Annotated in this window: 22 protein-coding genes, 1 tRNA gene and 1 other annotated feature; of the genes, 1 reads left to right on the forward strand and 22 read right to left on the reverse strand. The window is 33.8% G+C overall.

The window, feature by feature from the left end; all coding sequences use genetic code 11:
• From B5D15_RS11390 to B5D15_RS11465, 16 genes are all read right to left on the reverse strand, one after another.
• Positions 1–327, reverse strand: a 327-nt coding sequence (locus B5D15_RS11390; RefSeq protein ID WP_179122285.1) for a GTP-binding protein, incomplete at its 3' end; no start/stop codon positions are given.
• 101 nt (positions 328–428) lie between these two features.
• Positions 429–504, reverse strand: a tRNA-Thr gene (locus tag B5D15_RS11395).
• 76 nt (positions 505–580) lie between these two features.
• Entirely contained in the window at positions 581–1,225 is a 645-nt protein-coding gene (gene sigH, locus B5D15_RS11400) for an RNA polymerase sporulation sigma factor SigH (RefSeq protein ID WP_078697251.1), read from the reverse strand.
• Between the two features lie 69 nt (positions 1,226–1,294).
• A complete protein-coding gene (locus B5D15_RS11405) occupies positions 1,295–1,807 on the reverse strand; it encodes an NYN domain-containing protein (protein WP_242948744.1) in 513 nt (170 codons plus the stop codon).
• A gap of 1 nt (position 1,808) precedes the next feature.
• Entirely contained in the window at positions 1,809–2,588 is a 780-nt protein-coding gene (gene rlmB, locus B5D15_RS11410) for a 23S rRNA (guanosine(2251)-2'-O)-methyltransferase RlmB (protein ID WP_078697252.1), read from the reverse strand.
• A 26-nt stretch (positions 2,589–2,614) separates the two neighbouring features.
• Complete coding sequence (thyX, locus tag B5D15_RS11415; protein ID WP_078697253.1) at positions 2,615–3,382, reverse strand: FAD-dependent thymidylate synthase; 768 nt, start codon at positions 3,380–3,382, stop codon at positions 2,615–2,617.
• 58 nt (positions 3,383–3,440) lie between these two features.
• Positions 3,441–3,851, reverse strand: a complete 411-nt coding sequence (locus B5D15_RS11420) for a Mini-ribonuclease 3 (protein WP_078697254.1) — start codon at positions 3,849–3,851, stop codon at positions 3,441–3,443.
• 14 nt (positions 3,852–3,865) lie between these two features.
• The gene (gene cysS / locus B5D15_RS11425) at positions 3,866–5,263 is read right to left on the reverse strand and encodes a cysteine--tRNA ligase (RefSeq protein WP_078697292.1); all 1,398 of its coding nucleotides are present in this window, start codon (positions 5,261–5,263) and stop codon (positions 3,866–3,868) included.
• 67 nt (positions 5,264–5,330) lie between these two features.
• Positions 5,331–5,536 (reverse strand) — a binding site (T-box leader).
• Positions 5,537–5,546: 10 nt separating this feature from the next.
• A complete protein-coding gene (gltX, locus tag B5D15_RS11430) occupies positions 5,547–7,001 on the reverse strand; it encodes a glutamate--tRNA ligase (RefSeq protein WP_078697255.1) in 1,455 nt (484 codons plus the stop codon).
• Positions 7,002–7,056: 55 nt separating this feature from the next.
• Entirely contained in the window at positions 7,057–8,724 is a 1,668-nt protein-coding gene (gene proS, locus B5D15_RS11435) for a proline--tRNA ligase (protein WP_078697256.1), read from the reverse strand.
• A 97-nt stretch (positions 8,725–8,821) separates the two neighbouring features.
• Positions 8,822–10,006, reverse strand: a complete 1,185-nt coding sequence (locus B5D15_RS11440; RefSeq protein WP_242948745.1) for an ABC transporter permease — start codon at positions 10,004–10,006, stop codon at positions 8,822–8,824.
• The gene (locus B5D15_RS11445) at positions 10,006–10,725 is read right to left on the reverse strand and encodes an ABC transporter ATP-binding protein (RefSeq protein WP_078697257.1); all 720 of its coding nucleotides are present in this window, start codon (positions 10,723–10,725) and stop codon (positions 10,006–10,008) included. Before B5D15_RS11445 ends, B5D15_RS11440 begins: the two co-directional genes overlap by 1 nt.
• A 4-nt stretch (positions 10,726–10,729) precedes the next feature.
• Positions 10,730–11,212, reverse strand: coding sequence for a 2-C-methyl-D-erythritol 2,4-cyclodiphosphate synthase (gene ispF, locus B5D15_RS11450; protein ID WP_078697258.1), 483 nt, complete (start codon positions 11,210–11,212; stop codon positions 10,730–10,732).
• Positions 11,190–11,918: a 2-C-methyl-D-erythritol 4-phosphate cytidylyltransferase gene (ispD, locus tag B5D15_RS11455; protein WP_078697259.1), complete on the reverse strand. Its 729-nt coding sequence runs from the start codon at positions 11,916–11,918 to the stop codon at positions 11,190–11,192. The genes ispF and ispD overlap by 23 nt, the downstream gene beginning before the upstream one ends.
• Positions 11,919–11,992: 74 nt before the next feature.
• On the reverse strand, positions 11,993–13,132 hold the full coding sequence (locus tag B5D15_RS11460; protein WP_078697260.1) for a PIN/TRAM domain-containing protein: 1,140 nt from the start codon (positions 13,130–13,132) through the stop codon (positions 11,993–11,995).
• 148 nt (positions 13,133–13,280) lie between these two features.
• Entirely contained in the window at positions 13,281–13,760 is a 480-nt protein-coding gene (locus B5D15_RS11465; RefSeq protein ID WP_078697261.1) for a CarD family transcriptional regulator, read from the reverse strand.
• 319 nt (positions 13,761–14,079) lie between these two features.
• On the opposite strand from B5D15_RS11465, the gene B5D15_RS11470 reads away from it, so the two are divergent.
• Positions 14,080–14,475, forward strand: a complete 396-nt coding sequence (locus B5D15_RS11470) for a nucleoside triphosphate pyrophosphohydrolase family protein (protein ID WP_078697262.1) — start codon at positions 14,080–14,082, stop codon at positions 14,473–14,475.
• A gap of 81 nt (positions 14,476–14,556) precedes the next feature.
• On the opposite strand, the gene disA is transcribed toward B5D15_RS11470, so the two are convergent.
• From disA to B5D15_RS11500, 6 genes are all read right to left on the reverse strand, one after another.
• Entirely contained in the window at positions 14,557–15,618 is a 1,062-nt protein-coding gene (gene disA / locus B5D15_RS11475; protein ID WP_078697263.1) for a DNA integrity scanning diadenylate cyclase DisA, read from the reverse strand.
• Positions 15,619–15,620: 2 nt separating this feature from the next.
• Entirely contained in the window at positions 15,621–16,979 is a 1,359-nt protein-coding gene (gene radA / locus B5D15_RS11480) for a DNA repair protein RadA (RefSeq protein WP_479722851.1), read from the reverse strand.
• Positions 16,980–17,127: 148 nt separating this feature from the next.
• Entirely contained in the window at positions 17,128–19,557 is a 2,430-nt protein-coding gene (locus B5D15_RS11485) for an ATP-dependent Clp protease ATP-binding subunit (RefSeq protein WP_078697264.1), read from the reverse strand.
• Between the two features lie 12 nt (positions 19,558–19,569).
• Entirely contained in the window at positions 19,570–20,589 is a 1,020-nt protein-coding gene (locus B5D15_RS11490; protein ID WP_078697265.1) for a protein arginine kinase, read from the reverse strand.
• A gap of 4 nt (positions 20,590–20,593) precedes the next feature.
• A complete protein-coding gene (locus B5D15_RS11495; RefSeq protein WP_078697266.1) occupies positions 20,594–21,127 on the reverse strand; it encodes a UvrB/UvrC motif-containing protein in 534 nt (177 codons plus the stop codon).
• Positions 21,128–21,140: 13 nt separating this feature from the next.
• Positions 21,141–21,599 (reverse strand): CtsR family transcriptional regulator, encoded by a 459-nt coding sequence (locus B5D15_RS11500; protein ID WP_078697267.1) that lies wholly within the window; start codon positions 21,597–21,599, stop codon positions 21,141–21,143.
• Positions 21,600–21,711: the final 112 nt, after the last annotated feature.

Below are 21,711 nucleotides of genomic sequence, written 5' to 3' on the forward strand. Positions count from 1 at the left end.
TGCTGCACTTACTACAAGTATCGCTCCGTCCATCTGTGCTGCTCCTGTTATCATGTTCTTTACATAGTCTGCGTGTCCAGGGCAGTCAACGTGTGCATAGTGTCTTGTATCTGTTTCGTATTCTACGTGTGCTGTGTTTATTGTGATTCCTCTTTCTCTTTCTTCTGGTGCCTTGTCTATTTCGTCATATTTCATTACTTGTGCTCTTCCATATGTTGATAATACCAATGTTATTGCTGCTGTTAATGTTGTCTTACCATGGTCTACGTGTCCTATTGTTCCTATGTTTACGTGTGGCTTCGTCCTGGTAAAATGTTCTTTTGCCATTTTATATTCCTCCTTTATCTTACCTTTATCTTAAAGTACTGATATTATTTAAGCGGCACTGCACCACTTAATAAACTTATCCCGGTGTTTCATATAAATAATGGAGCCCATGACCGGGATTGAACCGGTGACCTCCACCTTACCAAGGTGACGCTCTGCCTACTGAGCTACGTGGGCAAAAAATATTTAAGTACTATCGATTATCTATTCTACACTGCTTAAAGTTAGTTGTCAATATCCAATTTATTGTAATCTATTCGTTTTCTTTTAAGTATTTTTCGAGCTTTCTTTTTACTCTTTGAAGAGCATTGTCAATAGATTTTGCATGTCTATCAAGATCGCAGGCAATTTCTTGATAGGACTTACCATCCAAATAATAAGATAGTACTTCCATTTCTAAATCGCTTAATATTTCTGTTATCTTTTTTTCTATTTTTATTCTCTCTTCCCTGCTTATTATAAGCTCCTCAGGGTCTGAAATTTTAACAGCGGATAGGATATCCATTAAAGTCCTGTCAGATTCCTCATCATATATAGGCTTATTTAAGGATATGTAGCTGTTTAAAGGTATATGCTTTTGACGAGTTGCTGTTTTAATCGCTGTAATTATCTGTCTTGTTATACACAGCTCTGCAAAAGCTCTAAAGGAAGACAATTTATCAGTTCTGAAGTCTCTAATAGCCTTATAAAGTCCTATCATCCCTTCCTGATATATATCATCCTTATCGGCTCCTATTAAAAAATAGGATTTTGCCTTTGCCTTAACATAATTCTTATATTTGTTTATCAGATACTCTTCAGCTTTTGCATCTCCATTTCTTGCATACATTACAACTTCTTCATCAAGCATACCGTCATATTCGCAATATACTTTGTCAACATCACCATCGGCTTTCATGCAATCCCCCCCAAAGTTTAACCCCGTATTTGTAATTATATATCTTAAAGCCCTTTAAAGTCAATAGTTTTAAAGGTTTCTTCGCATTTTTTCCAGTTTTTCTAAAACATCTTTTTTTATATTATTTTCTAATCTGTTGCTTTTCTCTACATAGGATATCTCTGTTCTCTCTTTTATCACTTTCTTTATATTCTGTATCTCTATTAGAAATTCCTTTGGAGTTATTCTAATACCCCCCATCTGAAGGACAATCCTTTGCTCAAGATAATCGGAGGATACAACTGCAACTTCACCTTTCTTTGATAAAATAGCCACATTTCTCTCTATATAACAATCCGCTGATTCTAATTCCTTCGTATAAACAACTTCAACATTCTTATGCATTTCATGTTTTTCAAAGCTTCCTTTAACAAAATGTGCATCAAACACAACAATAACATTTATACCCTTAAAGGCCGCATAATCATGAATCATTTCAATGAGTTTCAATCTTGCCTCCTCAAGATTCTCATCTTTTAATTCCTTCAAGTCATTCCATGCATTAATAACATTATACCCGTCTATGAAAATATACTTAATCACTTTAAATGCTCCTTTGTCTTAAAACCTCATACATTATTATTCCAGCTGCAACAGAAGCATTAAGAGAATTTATTTCTCCCTTAACGGGAATACTTACAACAATATCACAGTTATCCTTTACAAGCCTCGATATCCCTTTACCTTCGCTTCCCACAACTATACCAACAGGACCTTTAAGATTGGTTTTATAACATGTATCTCCATTCATATCCGTTCCTATAATCCAAAGACCCTTTTCTTTTAATTCTCTTAGGGTTTGATTTATATTTGTAACCTTAGCTATTTTTGTATGCTCTATTGCTCCAGCTGAAGCTTTTGCAACAGTCGCTGTAATTAGAGCTGTTCTTCTTTTAGGTACAATAACCCCATGGGCACCACAGACATTTGCGCTTCTTATAATAGAGCCCATATTATGGGGATCTTCAATTTCATCAAGTATTATTACAAAGGGGTCTTCACCTTTTTGTTTTGCGTAATTTAAAATATCATCAATTGATGCATACTCATAGGGTGAAACGATTGCAACTACACCTTGATTATTCTGACCTGAGGAGAGTTCATCAAGTTTTTTTCTATCTACTTCGCTTATTACAAAGCCTTTTTCCCTTGCCATTGAAATAATCATCTTCAATGAGCCCTCAGGTTCCTTTAATACAAAAAGCTTCTCTATATTTCTTCCTGATTTTATAGTTTCGATTACAGGGTTTCTTCCAAAAACAATATTCTCATTTTCTTCATTTTCTTTTATAAAATTTTTATTCTTTTGCTTAAAATTTTTCATTTCATTAACTCCTTCTTTATAATATTTTACCTACTGTATTTTTCCCTCATTTTAATCATTTTACCACAGGACATAGCCCCTTCAGGACATGAACCTTTAAGACAGGGAGGTCCGGCATTCTTAAAAATAACAGGAGCAATTTTTTTAACTTCTTTCAGCATCTCATCTGCTAGAGCTCTAATCTCCCATTGAGCCCTATTACAGCATCTGTGGCTGAAAAAATTTAAAAGAGTTCTTGCATTCATTGTAAATACTATTTTTGTTTCACAGGCATTAGGAAACACGTATCTTGCATCTTCAATTGCCATCTTTTCCGCAGTTTTCTTTGCCTTTTTTTCATCTAAGCCTTCTTTTATCAGCCTTTCATAATGATTATTAAAAAGAATATTTGAGAGCTCATTATATATTTCTTGGTCTTTCTCCATAGTTTCAATAAACAGCTTTTTAGCTTCAGGTATGTTTTCAATTGAAGGAGGAATTATGTATTCAAATTGTTCAAGTTTAACATATCTTTGGCTCTGCTGTGAGTAAGATGCAATCCTGTGTCTTACAAGCTGATGAGTTAAAGTTCTTGAAACTCCCTCTGCTGCAAAGGTGAAGCTTATATGCTCTATTGGAGACTCATGGCCTAAATCCATTAGCATCTTCAAAAATCTATTTATATTCTCCTCATTAAGATTTTCCATTATATCATCAACGCCTACACTGCTATAACAAAGTTTAGCAGCTGAAGCTACAATCTTTTCCGGCTGTGGAGTGTGGGCTATTATTTTTACTTTCAAGTTGCTCTGCATTAAATCATCTCCTCAATTATTGATATGAAATATTATAACATAAAAAAGGGTTAAATTATCATTTAACCCCTTCAAAAATAAAACTCATAATCTCATCAAGCCTATCATATCTCTTTAGAAGGTATAAATAGCCAATCAACGCTTCAAAAGCAGTTGCTCTTTTATAATCTATAACCTTGGCATTTTTAGGTATATGATAGGTTTTCGTATTTCTTCCACGTCTTATTATGTTTTGTTCTTCCTCACTCAGCTTATCCATAATAACCTCAAGAATGTCTGACTGGGCAGAAGCCTTAACATATTTTATTGATTCCCTGTGAAGGTCAAAGGAAGTCTTTCCTCCTTTGCTGATTATATAGCTTCTAACATAAATTTCGTATATTGAATCCCCGATATAGGCCCAAAGGAGAGGATTCATCATCTTTACATCTTTCTCGTCTATTGATATTTTTTCAAGGAATTCAAACATTTAAAAACCTCTTTCTAAATTCTCTTCCATCTAACCCCTGAAGGTGTATCTTCAAGAACTATGCCCCTATCTTTAAGCTCATCTCTGATTTTATCTGCAAGAGCGTAGTTTTTAGCCTTTCTTGCTGCCTGCCTTTCTTCAATAAGCCTTTGAATTTCATCTTCAATGTTTCCTCTTACACTTTTTTGAAGTATTCCAAGAGGTTCTCCAAGCTCCCTTATTAAATTCAAGGAACTTTCAGCAACTTTTTTTGCACTATTTTCATTTATGCTGCTGTTTATGTCCCTTACCATATCAAATATTACAGATATGCCATCAGCAGTATTAAAATCATCATCCATAACTTCAATATATCTGTTTTTATATTCTAAAAGCTTATTTAAAAATTCTTTTTCTTCTTCTGAAGGTTCTCTTTCATTTGAAACTTCTATAATATGTTCGAGATTTCCTATAGTATTGTATAATCTATCTAATGCAGCCTTAGATTGTTCTAAAAGCTCTATACTGAAGTTAATTGGATTCCTATAATGAGCTGAAAGCATAAACAATCTTAAAACTTCGCTGTCATACTTTTGTAGTATCTCCCTTGCTGTAAAGAAATTATTAAGGGATTTTGACATTTTTTGATTGTTAACATTCAAAAATGCACTGTGCATCCAATATCTCGCAAAGGTTTTCCCATTTCTTGCTTCACTTTGAGCTATTTCGTTTTCATGATGAGGGAATGTAAGGTCAACTCCACCTCCATGTATATCTATAGTCTCTCCAAGAAGAGAAGATGCCATAGTAGAACATTCTATATGCCATCCTGGGCGTCCTAATCCAAAGGGACTTTCCCAGGCTGGTTCTCCTTCCTTTTGCGCCTTCCACAGTGCAAAATCCATAGGATCCTTTTTCCTTTCATCTACATCTATTCTGGCTCCAGCTTCAAGTTCCTCAAGATTTTGATGGGAAAGTTTGCCATATTCTTTGAATTTTTTAGTTTCAAAGTATACATCACCATTTACTTCATAAGCATATCCCTTATCAACTAAATCCTTTACAAACTTTATTATCTCATCCATGAATTCAGTTGCTCTTGGATTGACCGTTGCTCTTTTAATATTAAGGGCATCCGCATCCTTATAATATTCAGCAATATACCTCTGTGCTATTTCTTTGACCGTTGTCCCTTCTTCATTGGCTCTTTTTATCATTTTATCATCGATATCCGTAAAGTTTTGTATAAATGTTACCTTATATCCTCTGTATTCAAAATATCTTCTTATAGTATCGAATACTAAAAAAGTTCTTGCATTCCCTATGTGGAAAAAATTATAAACCGTTGGTCCGCACACATACATTTTTACTTCATTAGGTGTAATAGGTATGAATTCTTCCTTCTGCCTTGTAAGCGAATTAAAAACCTTTATCGCCATTACTATTCTCCTTTCTTTTAACTTCAATATATAATATTCATAAAACAAAAACCTTCCATCCAAAAGGGACGAAAGGTTAATCCGCGGTTCCACCCTACTTAGGCTAAAGCCTCACTTTAAATTATATAACGGTAAACCCGTCTCCACAGTAACCCATGGAAATGCTCCAGAACGCATCTTCAAGGATATTTATTAAAGCCGCTTTCAGCCAAGGCAGCTTCTCTCTGAAATAAAGTCCCCTCTACTTCTTTCTTTCATTGCATCATCTTTTTAATTATTATAACAAATTCTTCTTTGTATATTCAATTCTTTTAAGAACATTATCTTTCCCAAGAAGCTCTATTATGTTTACAAGTTCTGCACCGTGAACCTGTCCTGTAAGTGCCACTCTAACAGGCATAAAGAGAGCTTTACCCTTTGCGCCGGTACGGTTTTTAAGCTCTTTAAACATATTTTGAATAAATTCATTATCAAGCTTTTCTGCTTCATTTACAATAGCATATAGTTCATCTAAAAGACTTACAACATGCTCTTGTTTTAAAACCTCTGCAGCTTCCTCATTTTCAATTTTAACTTCATCACCAAATAAAACCGCAGCATGATTTACTATTTCAGATATATGCGAAATCTTTTCTCTAAAGGTTGAAACAAGAAGTGTAACATACTGTCTGTTATCCTTTGCAAATTCCTCTGTAATATAGCCTGCCTTTATAAGATGAGGAATTGAAAGGTCAACTATTCTTTCTATAGGGCTCTTTCTTATATATATACCATTAATGTGATTTAATTTATCTATATCAAATACAGCTGGATTTTTTGCAACTCTCTCTAACGAAAATTTCTCGCAGAGCTCCTCAAGAGTAAAAATCTCCTCATCGCCTTCTGGTGACCAGCCCAAAAGAGCAAGAAAATTAATAAGAGCTTCTGGAAGATACCCTGCCTGCTCATACTGTTCAACCCATGTTGAACCATGCCTTTTACTCATCTTCGTTCTATCTTTTCCAAGTATCAATGAAACATGAGCAAATTTTGGAATGTCAAAACCGAGAGCTTTATATATAAGTATCTGCCTTGGAGTATTTGAAAGATGTTCTTCTCCTCTTATTACTGTAGTAATTTTCATAAGATGATCATCAACAACAACAGCAAAATTATATACTGGAATTCCATCGGATTTTACTATGATAAAGTCCCCTATATCATTTGTATTAAATTCTACTCTTCCCCTTACAGCATCATCGATTATAATTGGCTCATTATCTGGAACCCTGAATCTTACAACAGGCTTAATTCCTTTTTCTTCAAGCTTTTTCCTCTCTTCTTCTGTAAGGTTTCTGCACTTTCCTGAATATTTATAGGTTTCACCCTTTGAAAGACTTTCCTGCCTTTCTTTTTCTATTTCTTCTTCGCTGCAATAGCAGTAATATGCCTTTCCTTCATCTATGAGTTTTTTAACATAGGGCTCATAAATAAAATTTCTTTCTGTTGAGCGGTAAGGCTCATCAGGCCCTCCAACTTCAATTCCTTCATCCCAATTGATCCCAAACCACTTTAAGCTGTCTATTATAACCTTTTCTGATTCAGTTGTCGAACGGTTTAAATCGGTATCCTCTATTCTAACTATAAACTTTCCTCCCGTACGCTTTGCATAAAGATAGTTAAATAACGCTGTTCTGGCTCCTCCTATATGTAAATGTCCTGTAGGACTTGGAGCAAATCTTACTCTTTCCATACTGCACCTCCGCTTATATTATCTCTTTAAATTGTATATTGAAAACAAATCTATTTCAACCTAAATAATTAAGTTCACTTAAAACATCTTCTATTTTTACATCCTTTGAAATTTCTTCACTTCTTAGCTTAACTTCCACAAAACCATCTTTTACCTTTTTGCCCACAGTTATTCTTACAGGAATGCCTAAAAGGTCAGCATCATTAAATTTAACTCCCGCTCTTTCGTCCCTGTCATCCATCAAAACATCGATGCCTTTATTTTTTAAGTTATTGTATATTTCATGTGCAACTTTAACTTGAAGTTCATCTTTAACTGAAGCTATAATAACATCAACTTTAAATGGGGCAATTTCAAAGGGCCACAATATACCCCTGTCATCATGACTTATTTCCGATACAGCAGACATAACCCTGCTTATTCCTATGCTGCAAAGAGCTGTCAAAACACTCTTTTCTTCTCCCTTTTCGTCCCTGTATTTTATACCTGAGTCATATTCATTTTTATTTAAACTTGCAACTTTTATACCCTTTTTAATTGATATTTTACTGCCGCATACAGGACATAAATCATCCTGTGTTATATTCCTGAAATCTCCAACTATTCCTTCAAAATCTCTTCCATAATTTACATTTATAAGATGGTAGCCTGTATCGTTTGCACCAACAACAATATTTCTCATATAAGTTATCTCATTATCAACAAGAAGTATATCGGCTTTTATTCCAACAGGACCAGCAAAACCAACCTGTGCATTTGTAACCTTTAATATTGTTTCTTCATCTGCAAGTTTCATATCCTTTGCATTAAGATATTTTTTTACCTTGTTCTCATTAACTTCTCTGTCTCCTCTAACCATAACTGCAACAGTTTTTTCATCTGCCGTATAAATAAGAGTTTTAGCAAATTTTTTAGCTGAAGTATTTAAAAAAGAAACTAATTCATCTATCGTTCTTACATCTGGAGTTGAAATTTTTTTCATTTCAAGCAGATTATCTTCATCTTTTATACAATCAATTTTTACGGCTGTATAGTCCTTGGCAGATTTATATCCGCAATTTTCACAATTTACATAGTTATAGTCTCCGTTTTCACTTTCAACAACATAATCATAGGAATAAATTTTATCTAAAGGGTCATAATCGCATCTTACCTTTATGGATTCAAGATTAACTTTCTTTAAAAAGGACTTAGTAGCTAAATCCATTTTACCAAAGGATTCATCAAAATCTTCTTCTAATTTGTTAAAGCTGTATATATTAAATGTTTTAAATTCCCTCGCTCTTAAAAGACCTGCCCTTGGTCTTCTTTCATCCCTGAATTCATCATCAATGCTGTAGAGCATTAAAGGCAGGGATTTGTAGGATTTTATTTCGCTTTTTAGAATATCAAATATCAATTTTTCATAATTTGTTCCAAGAGAAAATCCTCTCCCATTTCTGTCCTTAAAGCAGATATTTTCATCCTCATCCTCTTCCTTTAATGAAAGTTCTAAAGGTATAAGCTTTGGATTAAGTATTTCATTGGCTTTTAAACTTTTCATTTCTTCTCTTAAGAGAGATTCTATTTTATTAAGTATCTTGTAGCCGGCAGGCATATAAAAATATACACCGGAAACAACCTTTCTAATTAGTCCCGCTCTAATCATTAGTTTTACGCTTTCATTTTCTTCATTCCCTATTGCTTCCTTTAATGTAGGTATAAAATATTCACTATATTTCATTTTATCCCTCCTACCTATGTTAAAAGCCTTCACCTAACGGCGAAGGCTGAGGCTTTTCTTAATGAAATTATATATTTAACAACTATATATGTCAACATTATGCTCTAAATATAACTTCTTCCTTTGAGAACATATATCTTGCAAACAATACAGCAAGAAAAATATAAACAAGATTCCAGCCAAAGGTCATACCTATATGAAGAGGATTGTATATACCGATTATGAACTCCTTTATTATAAGGCTCACATTTGCAAGAGGCACATTAAAAAGAATAGTAGATACATTTTTAACATCAATCATATATGTTCCATAGGCACCTGCCATACCTATTATAGTTAAAGGAGATAAATATGTCTGCGCTTCTTTAAAGGATCTTGCATATATACTTATTGAGAGCTCTAAAGCGCCGAATACCATTATTATTAGAAGAACAAATATCCCTATCATAATTACAGTTATTGGAGATAAAAGTAAAGGCATATCACCTCCAAAGACGCTTCCTCCTGCCTTAACCCCAATCATAAGGCCTATTATTGAAGATACAGTCCCCATAAATCCCATTACAGTAATAGAAAGTAGTTTGCCAAATAAAAGGCTCATCCTCCCAGCCTGAGTTGTTAAAAGAGGCTCTAATGTACCTCTTTCCTTCTCACCTGCACCAAGGTCAGTTGCAGCTGCCATCGGGCCTGTCATTCCATAGATTATAAGCATTAAGGGAAGCAGAAGGGACAGCATAAATTTACCAAATCCGCCTTCATCTTTTGCTGCAATTTCTTCTTTTATATTTATAGGAGTCAGGATAGAATAGTCTATTCCTTTAGACATAAGCCTTGATTTTACGATTTCCTTTGAGTATTCTTCAATTAAGGATTTTATAATATTACATGCCATATTGGAATTTTGACTTGTATCATCATATATTATTTTTATTTCTGCTGATTTCTCATCTTTTATGCTTTCTTCAATGTTTTGAGGAATAATTAATCCTACATATATTTTCCCTTCCTGAACATCCTTTTTAATGTCATTAGAATCAACAACAGTTATATTTTTTTGAGACTTTAAAAAAACTGCTAATTGGCTTTTATCCTGAGACTGAATGGCTATCTTTAAATTTTCAGATGTCTTTTTTATGTTTCCCTCAACGCTCCTGCCTATAAGGCCAAACATGATAGGAAATATAATAAGCGGAATCAATATTCCTACAATAACCGTTTTCTTATCCCTTAAAAGATCCGTAAGCTCTTTTTTAAATACTATCATTATTGCTTTCATATTCATTATTTATCACCTACCAATCCAACGAAGGCCTTTTCAAAATCTTCTCCATATTTTCCCTTAAAATCATCCACTCTCATATCTTCAATTATCTTTCCCTTATGTATTATCACAATCCTATCGCAGAGTTTTTCAACCTCCTGCATACTGTGACTTGAAAATACAATAGCCTTATTTTCATTCTTGCAGCTTAATATAAAATCCTGAACAATTTTAGAAGAAGTTACATCAAGCCCTAAAGTCGGTTCATCAAAAAGCATAACTTTAGGATTATGAACAATTGAACGTGCAATCGCCACCTTCTGCTTCATACCCCTTGAGAATTTCCCAACTCTCCTATCCACATACTCCTCCATATCGAGCATTTTGACAAGCCTGTCTATATTTTCTCTGCTTTCATTCTCATTCATATTGTTTAAGTCTGCAAAGTATTTAATATTCTCCCTTGCTGTTAATCTGTCATAAAGTCCAGCTTCTCCTCCAAATAAAATTCCAATGTTGCTTCTTACTTTATCAGGTTCTTTTAGCAAATCATAACCATTTATTAAAGCGGTACCTGAAGTTGGCTTTAACATAGTTGCAATCATTCTTAAAGTTGTAGTTTTACCTGCACCGTTTTCTCCTAAAAGCCCGACAATCTCACCTTCACTTACAGTAAAGTTAATGTTATCCACCGCTTTAACATTCTTAAAGTATTTGCAAAGCCCCTTCACTTCAATCATAAATTTACCCCTCATTTCTTTTATATATGATGCACACTGCATGGGCAGCAATTCCATCCCCACATCCTGTAAAACCAAGGCCCTCCTCAGTTGTCGCTTTAATATTTATATTCTCCTTATTTGTATTTAATGTTTTTGAAATATTTTCTCTCATATTTTCAATGTAAGGAGAGATTTTAGGCCTTTGAGCTATTACAGTTGCATCGATATTAGATATTTCATATCCCTTTTCTCTAATTAAAATTCCAACATGATAAAGAAGTTTTATGCTGCTTATTCCCTTATATTTGGGGTCTGTGTCTGGAAAATGTTTCCCTATATCTCCTAATGCAGCAGCACCTAATAGAGCATCCATAATTGCATGAAGCAGTACGTCTGCATCCGAATGCCCCAAAAGTCCCTTTTCATATTCTATTTTAACTCCGCCTAATATAAACTCTCTTCCTTCAACTAACCTATGTACATCATAGCCGTGACCAATTCTCATTTTGCTCCTCCTTAAAGTTTTTCAGTAAAGAATCATATATAGCCCTTGCTATTATGATATCCTCTCTCGTTGTAATCTTTATATTAAAGTAGTCTCCTTCTATTATTTTTACCTTGCAGCCATATCCTTCAGATAGAGCGCAATCGTCAGTTGCAGTTATATTATTTTGCTTTGCATATTCATGGGATTTTAATATTAAATCATATTTAAATGTTTGAGGAGTTTGAATAGAAATAAGTTCATCTCTCTTTAAAGTTGAAACTATAAATTTTTCATCATCTACTACTTTAATAGTATCCTTAACATAAACTCCAACAGCACATGCTCCGAATTTTTTAGCACCTTCAATACTTTTTTGTATAATATTTTCTTGAATAAAAGGTCTTACTCCATCGTGTATAACTACCACTTCGCAGTGAGGATTACAATTCAAAAGACCGTTATACACTGATTCCTGCCTGCTTAACCCTCCCTTTACAACCTTTTTAACTTTTTTAAAGCAATATTTTTCTACTATATTTTTCAAACAAAAATCTATATAACTTTCTGGAACTACGAGTATTATTTCATCTATAGATTCACAACTTTCAAAAGCATCTAAAGTAATCGCAAGTATCTCTCGTCCTTTAATATTTATATATTGTTTTGGTATATCATATCCCATTCTTTCGCCTTTTCCACCGGCTACAATAACAGCAGAAACCATGATTATTCTCCTTTGAGCAATATTTTATTAAGGGATTGTAAAAACTTTACAATCCCTTAAGCATTTTATCAGTATTAAACTGCTTTATCCTGTGAATTCTTAATCTTAGCAAAAATCATTCTTCCGGCTGCAGTTTGAAGAACGCTTGTTACAGTAACGTCAACTATATCGCCAACATACTTTTTACCGCCTTCAACAACTATCATAGTACCATCATCAAGATATGCAACTCCCTGTCCTGATTCTTTTCCATCTTTTATAATCTGTATATGCATATCTTCTCCTGGTATTACAACCGGTTTTACAGCATTTGCCAGTTCATTAATATTAAGAACAGAAACGCCTTGAAATTCAGCAACCTTATTTAGATTAAAATCATTAGTTATTACCTTTCCTCCTAAAACCTGAGCAAGTTTTAAGAGCTTACTGTCCACTTCTTGAATGTTTTCAAAGTTTTTCTCACATATCTCTACATTGATTTCAAGCTCTTTTTGTATAAGATTTAATATATCAAGTCCTCTTCTTCCCCTTGTTCTTTTTAAAGAGTCTGAAGAGTCAGCAATATGTCTAAGCTCCTCAAGTACAAAGGATGGAATTACTATAGGTCCTTCAACGAAACCAGTTTTTAAAATGTCAAGGATTCTTCCATCAATAATAACACTGGTATCTAATATTTTAGGCTGACAAGAAAAAGTTTTTATATCAGTTTTATTCTTCTTTTCCTTACCAAACTTCTTTAGAAAGGTAAAAATATTGTATAAATCATCCTTCTTTTTAATAGCTATATTTACCCCGAGAGTTGCAAAAATAATATTTATTATAAGCGATATAATACTTCCAATTACTGATAAAACCGTAGAATTGGTGATTGAAAGAAATCTTGAGACTGAGCTTATAAAAAGATTTGCAACTATAAGACCTATTATCAGCCCTGCAACCGATAAAATAATATCATTTGTAGGAATCTTCTGAAGCGTTCCTTCGAAAAATCCGGTAATATTCCAAACAATTTTAATTATGAATGGGGAGATAATATAAAATATAATTCCGAATATCAAGGTACAAATAATATAGGCTGCAATCAAAGATACCATATTCTGATTAAAATTAATTAGCTGATGAAAAAATTCAAGCTTAATAAACAGACCTGTTAATGCATACCCCAAAACTAAACCTATAACTGTCAATAACCATCTAAAAATCTTGTCTAACATTCATACACCTCCATTATTATTATTAACAAAATAATTAAAAATAAACTTCATATATCAAATATTTCCATTTAGATTAATTTAAATATACATTATGCTCTAATAAAAAGCAATAACATATATTATAACATTATGTTATTTTTTTATGAATTTAATCTTTTGCTAAAGAATTAATCTCTCTCTTTATGCTATCAATATCTTTATTTAAAACTGCACAAATTTCTCCTGATACAAGATTTAATATATCATTAAATATATTGAGCTCACTTCTTGACAGTTTCTTATTTTTTGATAAATTTCCAATATCCCTTATTATCTTGGAAAGTTTTTTAATATCTCCTTCGTTAATACAGCTCATATAATACTTATATCTATCGCTCCATTTAGAAGGAAGATTTTCAGGTGTTGATTTTAATATAATATTATATATTTCTTTGCATTCATCAACCGATATTGCTTTTCTCAATTTAAAGGATTCATTAGAATAAACAGGTACCATCATATCTATGCCGTTTATAAATTTTATAACGTAATATTTTCTTATTTCACCAAATATTTTTTTCTCCTCTATATTTATAATTAAACCTGCTCCAAAGACAGGATAAAATATCCATTCACCAATTGAAAACATACAGGTCACCCTCCAAAAATTAATATATAATTTTTATAATTTCAAGAAAGACTTAGATTATATGTTTATGAGGATGAATGAGTGACCCTTTTACTATTATTATATTATTGCTGACAAAATATTGTTTACATAAACTAAATTTAAAATTAATGTATTTGACATTATAACAAATATATACTTATAATATGATTAAGATAATAATATAAAAATTCAATCTATTTCTACAGCAAACAGCCGCTTTAATAAGTGCAGGTATTTCATGTAAAAGTTCTATTATTCTATATAAAAATAAAAATTTGTATTAAGGGGTGGAAGCATAATGAAAGACGTCTTGGTTGACGATTTTCAAAATTCGGTATCAGAATCATTGATAAGGCATAAAAGCATAATAGATATAATGACAAAACTTTCCGAATCCAATTCGAGAATTAATCGTGCCGTTGCAAAATCAGTAACCAATTGTGGTTGTATCAGCGTATCCGCTCATAAACAAAGGATATCTGATGATGCTTCCCTTGAAGATATTGTTAATAGCTTAAGCTATCAAATAGAAGGCGAGCTTTGCAATAATTGCAGAGAAGTCCTCGAAGAAGAAATAGGAAATAACATTTACTATCTTACAGCCCTTTGCAATGCACTTGGAATAAACCTTTTTGATGTTATCATTAAAGAAAATGATAAAATTCAAACCCTTGGAAAATTCTCAATGTTATAATACAACATGGCTGCCGTATTAAAGCTAACACGGCAGCCTTTTTTATAAATCAAAAACTTATGATGAGCAGACTTTTATTTATTATAGATGTCTATTAAGTAAAACCTTTTCCTGCAGCTTTCTTAATCCTTCCTTTATTGCCCGTGCCCTTGCTTCTCCAATTCCTTCGACATTATCAAGTTCTTCTATTGATGCCTGCATAACATTCTTAAGCTGTCCAAAGGTTTTAACGAGGTTTTCAATAACGATTGGAGGAACCTTAGGGATTTTACTCATAAGCCTGTAACCCTTTGATGAAATCATCGTATCGAGCATCAAGTCCGCACTATATCCAAAAATCTTACAAACCAAAGATAATTCCAAAAGCTCATCAGAAGAAAGATTTTTAATTCCCTTCATTATATCGTTAAAATCCTTCTGATAGCTGTAATCCTTAATTAGCATTATTCCATCATTCTCTACTTCATCGATAAGGTCATCAAGCTGCATAGATATTAGTCTTCCTTCATTTCCAAGTTCGTATATATACTTTTGTATTTCGTTTACTATCCTCATAACCATTTCATTTCTTTGAACCGCTGTAACGACATCATATACAGTAACTAAATCATCGAATTCGAGAACCGATAGATTCGTCATCGCTTCATCAAGTACAGCCTTGTATCTTTCAAGAGTTTGAATTGCTTGATTAGCTTTAGTAAGTATTATATTGGTATCTTTTAAAATATACTTTAAATTTCCTTTGTAGACAGTAATTATGTTTCTCCTTTGAGATATAGCAATAACAAGATTTCCTGTCTGTTTCGCAACTCTATCAGCAGTTCTATGCCTCGTTCCCGTTTCAAAGGTTGCTATTGAGGAATCAGGTATAAGCTGAGTATTAGCATATAGTATTCTTTTTAAATCGCTACTTAAAACAATAGCGCCGTCCATCTTAGCAAGTTCATATAAATAGGAAGGACTATATTCGCTGTTTATAAAAAATCCTCCATCTATTATTCCCATAACTTCCTTTTGATCTCCAACCATTATAAGTGCTCCAGTCTTTGCCTTTAAGACGTTTTCAAGACCTTCTCTCAGAGGTGTTCCAGGTGCAACTATTTTTAATACATTTATAAGTTCCATTTCGCGACTATCTAACATCTTTATCCCCCTAATATAACATCTAATGCTTCATGTATATTATCAACAGGCATTACAGAAATTCCTTTAGGAATTTCGATACCCCTTACGTTTTCCTTTGGTATTATGCACTTTAAAAAGCCAAGTTTTTTTGCCTCAAGTATCCTTTTTTCAATCATGTTAACTCCTCTTATCTCACCAGTTAATCCAACTTCACCTACTACTATAGTTTTCGGATGGATTGGAAGATTTCTAAAGCTTGAAGCTATAGAACATATTATTCCAAGATCGCAGGCAGGCTCATCGAGTTTTAAACCTCCTGCTACATTTACATAGGCATCAAAGGTTTGAACCTGCATCCCAACTCTTTTTTCAAGCACTGCCATCAAAAGTATTACCCTATTATAGTCAACGCCTGTAGCCATACGCCTTGGCATGCCGAATGCCGTTGCACAGGTTAGAGCCTGAATCTCAACAAGAACCGGTCTTGTCCCTTCCATACTGCATACTACGCAAGAACCCGAAACATTATTAGGTCTACCTGACAAAAGAAGCTCCGATGGGTTTTTAATCTCCACAAGCCCCTTTTCTCTCATTTCAAAAACCCCTATCTCATTTGTTGAGCCAAATCTATTTTTAACAGCTCTTAAAACCCTGTATGTATGATGCCTCTCTCCCTCAAAATACAATACAGTATCAACCATATGCTCAAGAACCCTCGGCCCTGCAATGGAGCCTTCTTTAGTAACATGCCCAACTATGAAAATAGAAATATTTAATGTTTTAGCTATTCTCATAAGAACCGATGTTGCTTCTCTAACCTGACTTACGCTTCCTGGGGCTGATAAAAGTTCTGGTCTGTAAATAGTTTGTATTGAATCTATCACAACCACTTTGGGCTTTAGCTCTTCAATAAATTTTTCTATCGCAGAAAGGTTGGTTTCCGAGAGAACATAAAGGTTTTCTTCTTTTACCTCAAGCCTTTTTGCCCTTAGTTTTATCTGTTTTGAAGATTCTTCTCCTGAAGCATAAAGAACAAGACTTCCTTTTGACGATATATTAGAAGCCACCTGCAAAAGAAGTGTTGATTTGCCTATACCAGGATCCCCTCCAACAAGTATAAGGGAGCCCCTAACCACTCCCCCTCCAAGAACTCTGTCAAGCTCCTCAAGGGAAGTTGAATACCTTTCCTCCTCCAATAACTCTATTTGATTTATAGCCAATGGCCTTGAAGTACTTTCTATAAGTTTATTATTATTCTTTTCCTGTACTTCTTCAACCATAGTATTCCAGCTTCCGCAGCCTGGGCATTTACCCATCCACTTTGGTGACTCATAGCCGCATTCCTGACATATAAAAGAAGTTTTTATCTTACCCACCATCATCACATCCAACAAAAATTATAGCACATTAATTATATTTTATTATTTAAACATTATCAACAAATTTATACATTAATTATAAAAAAATCCCAAAACAATTTTAATTTAGTATATACGCTTAAAAAGCCCTGCATGAGCAGGACTTTTGTTATTGTTTTGTGAATACTATATCTTCATTTTCTACTTTCATTAAAACTTTGTCACCTTTTTTTATATCTCCTTTTAGCATTTCTTCTGACAGCTTATCTTCAACTGCCTTTGTTATAGCTCTTCTAAGAGGCCTTGCACCATATGACTGATCAAACCCTCCCTTTGAAAGATGCTTTATTACATCATCATCGTATTCTATGTTAACATCGAGAGTTGCAAGCCTTTTTATTACGTTATCAAGCATAAGCATAACTATCTTTTCTACATGCTCCTCTTCGAGCTGATGGAAAACTATTATATCATCGATTCTATTCAAAAACTCTGGTCTAAAGGTCTTTTTAAGCTCCTCCATAACGTTTTCCTTCATCCTGTCATAGGAGTCTTCTTTTTCCCTTACACTTTGTGCAAAACCTAATGTCAGCTGTTTTTTAATGGTTTGTGCTCCTACATTTGATGTCATTATAACGATTGTATTCTTAAAATCAACAGTTTTACCTTTACCATCGGTAAGTCTTCCATCTTCAAGTATCTGAAGCAGTATGTTGAATACATCAGGGTGTGCCTTCTCTATTTCATCAAACAGAACAACTGAGTAGGGGTGTCTTCTTACCTTTTCTGTCAGCTGTCCTCCTTCATCATATCCCACGTATCCTGGAGGTGAGCCTATAAGCCTTGAAACAGTATGCTTTTCCATGTATTCCGACATATCAATTCTTATAATAGAATTTTCATCTCCAAACATAGCCTCAGCTAGAGCCTTTGAAAGCTCTGTCTTTCCAACTCCTGTAGGGCCTAAGAATATAAATGAACCAATAGGTCTTTTAGGATCTTTTAATCCCACTCTTGCACGCCTTACAGCCCTTGCAACAGCCTTTACTGCTTCTTCCTGTCCTATAACTCTCTTATGAAGTATATTTTCAAGATTTAAAAGCCTTTCAGACTCGCTTTCAGTAAGCTTAGTAACAGGGATATTCGTCCATCTCGACACTACATTTGCTATATCCTCTGTGGTTAAAACAGGCATATCGTTGCTCATTTGTGTCTTCCAGTTTTCTTTAACTTTATTCAGCTCAGTTTGAATCTGAAGCTCTTTATCTCTAAGCTTTGCAGCCTTTTCAAACTCCTGCATATTTACAGCTTCTTCTTTTTCCTTCTTTATTTTCTCCAAATCCTCTTCAAGCTTTTTAATGTCAGGAGGTGCTGTCAAATTCTTAAGCTTTACCTTTGATGATGCTTCATCCATAAGATCTATAGCCTTATCAGGAAGATATCTGTCTGTTATATATCTATCCGAAAGATTAACAGCAGCCTCTAAAGCTTCATCGGTTATTTTAACTTTATGATGAGCTTCATATTTATCCCTTAAGCCTTTTAGAATAAGCAGTGATTCCTCAAGGGACGGCTCTCCAACCATTACAGGCTGGAATCTTCTCTCAAGTGCAGGATCCTTTTCTATATACTTCCTATATTCATCAATAGTGGTTGCTCCTATAGCCTGAAGCTCACCTCTCGCAAGAGCAGGCTTTAGAATATTTGAAGCATCGATTGCACCCTCAGCCGCTCCAGCCCCGATTATAGTATGAACCTCATCTATGAAAAGTATTACATCTTTGGAGTTTCTTATTTCCTCCATAACCTTTTTAAGTCTTTCCTCAAACTCTCCTCTGTATTTAGAACCTGCTACCATTCCCGATAAGTCGAGAGTTATTACTCTTTTATCTTTAAGTATTTCCGGTACATTACCTTCTACAATTCTTTGTGCAAGTCCTTCAGCTATTGCTGTTTTACCTACTCCAGGTTCTCCTATAAGGCAGGGGTTGTTTTTTGTTCTTCTGCAAAGTATCTCAACTACCCTTTCCGTTTCTTTATCCCTTCCAATAACAGGGTCAAGTTTTCCTTCGCTTGCCATGCTGGTTAAATCTCTTCCATATTGGTCAAGGTTAGGCGTGTTTGCATTTGTACTCTTTGTGCCATATCCTTTTTTATGCTGAGATTCTGCTCCCATATTATTGATTATCTCGCTTCTTAATTTTGAGAGGTCAACTCCTATTCTTTGAAGTATTGCAACTGCAACTCCCTCATTTTCTAAAGTTAAGGCAAGCAGCATATGCTCTGGAGCTATAAAGTTCTGATTAAGATTTCTTGCTTCATTTCGAGCCATTTCTATCAGCCTTTTTGTTCTTGGAGTTAAAGGTATCTCCTGAAGGCGAAGCTCTATATCTCCTTCACCCTCTATTTCAATTATAAGTTCTCTTATCTTATTTTCTGCTGCTCCAAATTCTTTTAAAATTTTAGATGCCTGACCACCTTCCTTGGCAATCCCTAAAAGAACATGTTCTGTACCAATATAATTATGCCCAAGCTTTTGAGCTTCTTCTGCTGCTGTATAAAAAACTCTCTGGCTTCTTTCAGTAAATCCTCCAAACATTTATCATCCCTCCTATTTTAAAGATTCCCTTACAATTTTAGCTCTAACAACATCCCTATCCTTACTCTCAAGCTCTCTTTTATCAACAAGCTGTAATGTTGCAGGCTGAATAAGAGTAATAAGCTCATTTAGTTTTTTAATATCTACTTCCTTAATTATTCCCATTTCAACTCCTAATCTTACCTTTGAAATAAGATTTAAACATTCATTTGTATCGAGGGTTCTTGCAAACTTTAAAAGTCCAAGGCTTCTATATACATCATCCTCTAATGCTATGCTTCTTTTTTGAGCCATTAACTCTCGTGCTTTTTCTTCCTGATCTACAATCTTCTTTGTAACTGCAATAAGGCTGTTGATAATCTCTTCTTCTGAAAGACCGAGGGTAACCTGATTAGATACCTGATATATATTGCCAAGGGCATTGCTTCCTTCTCCATAAAGCCCTCTTATAGTCATTCCAACCTGGGATACTGTATTTAATATATTATTTATATTCTTAGTATAGGTTAATGCTGGAAGATGCAGCATTACTGATGCCCTCATTCCTGTTCCCACGTTTGTAGGGCAGCTCGTTAAATATCCAAATTTTGCATCAAAGGCATAGGTTATATTCTCTTCTATAGCATCATCTATCCTGTTTGCATCTTCAAAAGCTTCTTTCAGCATAAGCCCTTTATACATAACCTGAAGCCTTATATGATCTTCCTCATTAAGCATAATAGAAATTTTTTCATCATCATCTAAAATAACTGCTGCCCTTTGAAAATTCTCAATAAGATCTCTGCTTATAACATGCCTTTCAGCCATGGCCATCATATTAAGCTTATCCATATCTTTCAGGTTAAACAGCTTTAAATTTTTGACCTCATTAATGCTGCTCTTTAAAAGTGCAGAATATACATCATCAATTACCTTCCTTGAAGCTGAATCTGAAAGAGCCTGTGGAAAAGGCATACCATCTATATTTCTTGCAAATCTTATTCTGCTTGTTAAAACTATTCCCGAATCATTTGATTTAGCAAAAAAGCTCATTCTATCACTCCTTATCCTGCTTATTATTTAACCTTTCTTCCAAACGTTTTATCTCATCCCTAAGCCTTGCTGCCTTTTCATATTCCTCATTAGCAACTGCCATTTTAAGTTCATTTTTAAGTTTTTCAATATCTCTTTTAACTTTTAAAATTCCTCCAGAACGTTTTGGAACCTTTCCTGTGTGCTGAATGTTTCCATGTATTCTTTTCATCAGTGGAAGTATATTATCATTAAAAGCACTATAGCAATTTCCGCAGCCAAACCTTCCAGTCTGCTTGAAATTTTCAAAGGTCATATGGCATGTTGGGCATGAAATCTCTTCAACTAATTGCTGTGGTATTCCTCCCATCATCTCCATAAAGCCTTCAAGTATATTCTGAAAAGACATTGGAATTCCAAAGGTTACAGGTATAGAAATGTTAGCCTCATTGCTCTCCCTTGCGCATTCATCACAAAGATGAAGTTCTGTTTTTACCCCGTTTATTATTTTTGTAATATGAACATTAGCCTCTTTTTGATTGCATTTTTGACAAAGCATATTAACACCTCCATTATTCAATCATAGTTATAAGCATACTTTTTAATATCTGGGATCTTATTAAATCCTTTATCTCTGATGGAAGATTTAAAGTTTTGTCGTTTACAACTGTCTTCATAAGCTTTGCTTCCCTTTCGGTTATAAAGCCTCTTTCTTCAAAAATGTCGATATAACCTTCTGCATCCTGCTGCGTTACCTCATCACCTATATTGTTCCATATTGCTTCCCTTATATAATCATTCTTGTCTATATTTATTCTCGTAATCTTTATGCATCCTCCACCGCCCCTTTTACTTTCAATATAATATCCTCTATTGACAGTAAACCTCGTTGTAAGCACATAATTGATTTGAGATGGGGCACAGTTAAAAAGATTAGCAAGCTCATTTCTTTGAATTTCAAGATAATTTTTGTCATTACTCTCAAGCATTTCTTTAATAAAATTTTCAATTATATCGGATAATCTTGCCATCACACCACCTCTTTTGACTTTGACTTTCTTTGACCTTTAATTTTATTATAATACCCTGTTTAATAGATTCAATATATATAATAAATAAAATATTCTTTTATTTGTTTATTAT

Source organism: Caloramator quimbayensis (assembly GCF_900167605.1).
In the GTDB taxonomy this organism is placed as follows: Bacteria; Bacillota; Clostridia; order Clostridiales; family Caloramatoraceae; genus Caloramator_B; species Caloramator_B quimbayensis.

Coding starts and splice junctions, on each gene's coding strand:
- sigH (WP_078697251.1), bottom strand. CDS start 1,225: ATGAAAGCCGATGGTGATGTTGACAAAGTATATTGCGAATATGACGGT.
- rlmB (WP_078697252.1), bottom strand. CDS start 2,588: ATGAAAAATTTTAAGCAAAAGAATAAAAATTTTATAAAAGAAAATGAA.
- thyX (WP_078697253.1), bottom strand. CDS start 3,382: ATGCAGAGCAACTTGAAAGTAAAAATAATAGCCCACACTCCACAGCCG.
- B5D15_RS11420 (WP_078697254.1), bottom strand. CDS start 3,851: ATGTTTGAATTCCTTGAAAAAATATCAATAGACGAGAAAGATGTAAAG.
- gltX (WP_078697255.1), bottom strand. CDS start 7,001: ATGGAAAGAGTAAGATTTGCTCCAAGTCCTACAGGACATTTACATATA.
- proS (WP_078697256.1), bottom strand. CDS start 8,724: ATGAAATATAGTGAATATTTTATACCTACATTAAAGGAAGCAATAGGG.
- B5D15_RS11440 (WP_242948745.1), bottom strand. CDS start 10,006: ATGAATATGAAAGCAATAATGATAGTATTTAAAAAAGAGCTTACGGAT.
- B5D15_RS11445 (WP_078697257.1), bottom strand. CDS start 10,725: ATGATTGAAGTGAAGGGGCTTTGCAAATACTTTAAGAATGTTAAAGCG.
- ispF (WP_078697258.1), bottom strand. CDS start 11,212: ATGAGAATTGGTCACGGCTATGATGTACATAGGTTAGTTGAAGGAAGA.
- ispD (WP_078697259.1), bottom strand. CDS start 11,918: ATGGTTTCTGCTGTTATTGTAGCCGGTGGAAAAGGCGAAAGAATGGGA.
- B5D15_RS11460 (WP_078697260.1), bottom strand. CDS start 13,132: ATGTTAGACAAGATTTTTAGATGGTTATTGACAGTTATAGGTTTAGTT.
- B5D15_RS11465 (WP_078697261.1), bottom strand. CDS start 13,760: ATGTTTTCAATTGGTGAATGGATATTTTATCCTGTCTTTGGAGCAGGT.
- B5D15_RS11470 (WP_078697262.1), top strand. CDS start 14,080: ATGAAAGACGTCTTGGTTGACGATTTTCAAAATTCGGTATCAGAATCA.
- disA (WP_078697263.1), bottom strand. CDS start 15,618: ATGTTAGATAGTCGCGAAATGGAACTTATAAATGTATTAAAAATAGTT.
- radA (WP_479722851.1), bottom strand. CDS start 16,979: ATGGTGGGTAAGATAAAAACTTCTTTTATATGTCAGGAATGCGGCTAT.
- B5D15_RS11485 (WP_078697264.1), bottom strand. CDS start 19,557: ATGTTTGGAGGATTTACTGAAAGAAGCCAGAGAGTTTTTTATACAGCA.
- B5D15_RS11490 (WP_078697265.1), bottom strand. CDS start 20,589: ATGAGCTTTTTTGCTAAATCAAATGATTCGGGAATAGTTTTAACAAGC.
- B5D15_RS11495 (WP_078697266.1), bottom strand. CDS start 21,127: ATGCTTTGTCAAAAATGCAATCAAAAAGAGGCTAATGTTCATATTACA.
- B5D15_RS11500 (WP_078697267.1), bottom strand. CDS start 21,599: ATGGCAAGATTATCCGATATAATTGAAAATTTTATTAAAGAAATGCTT.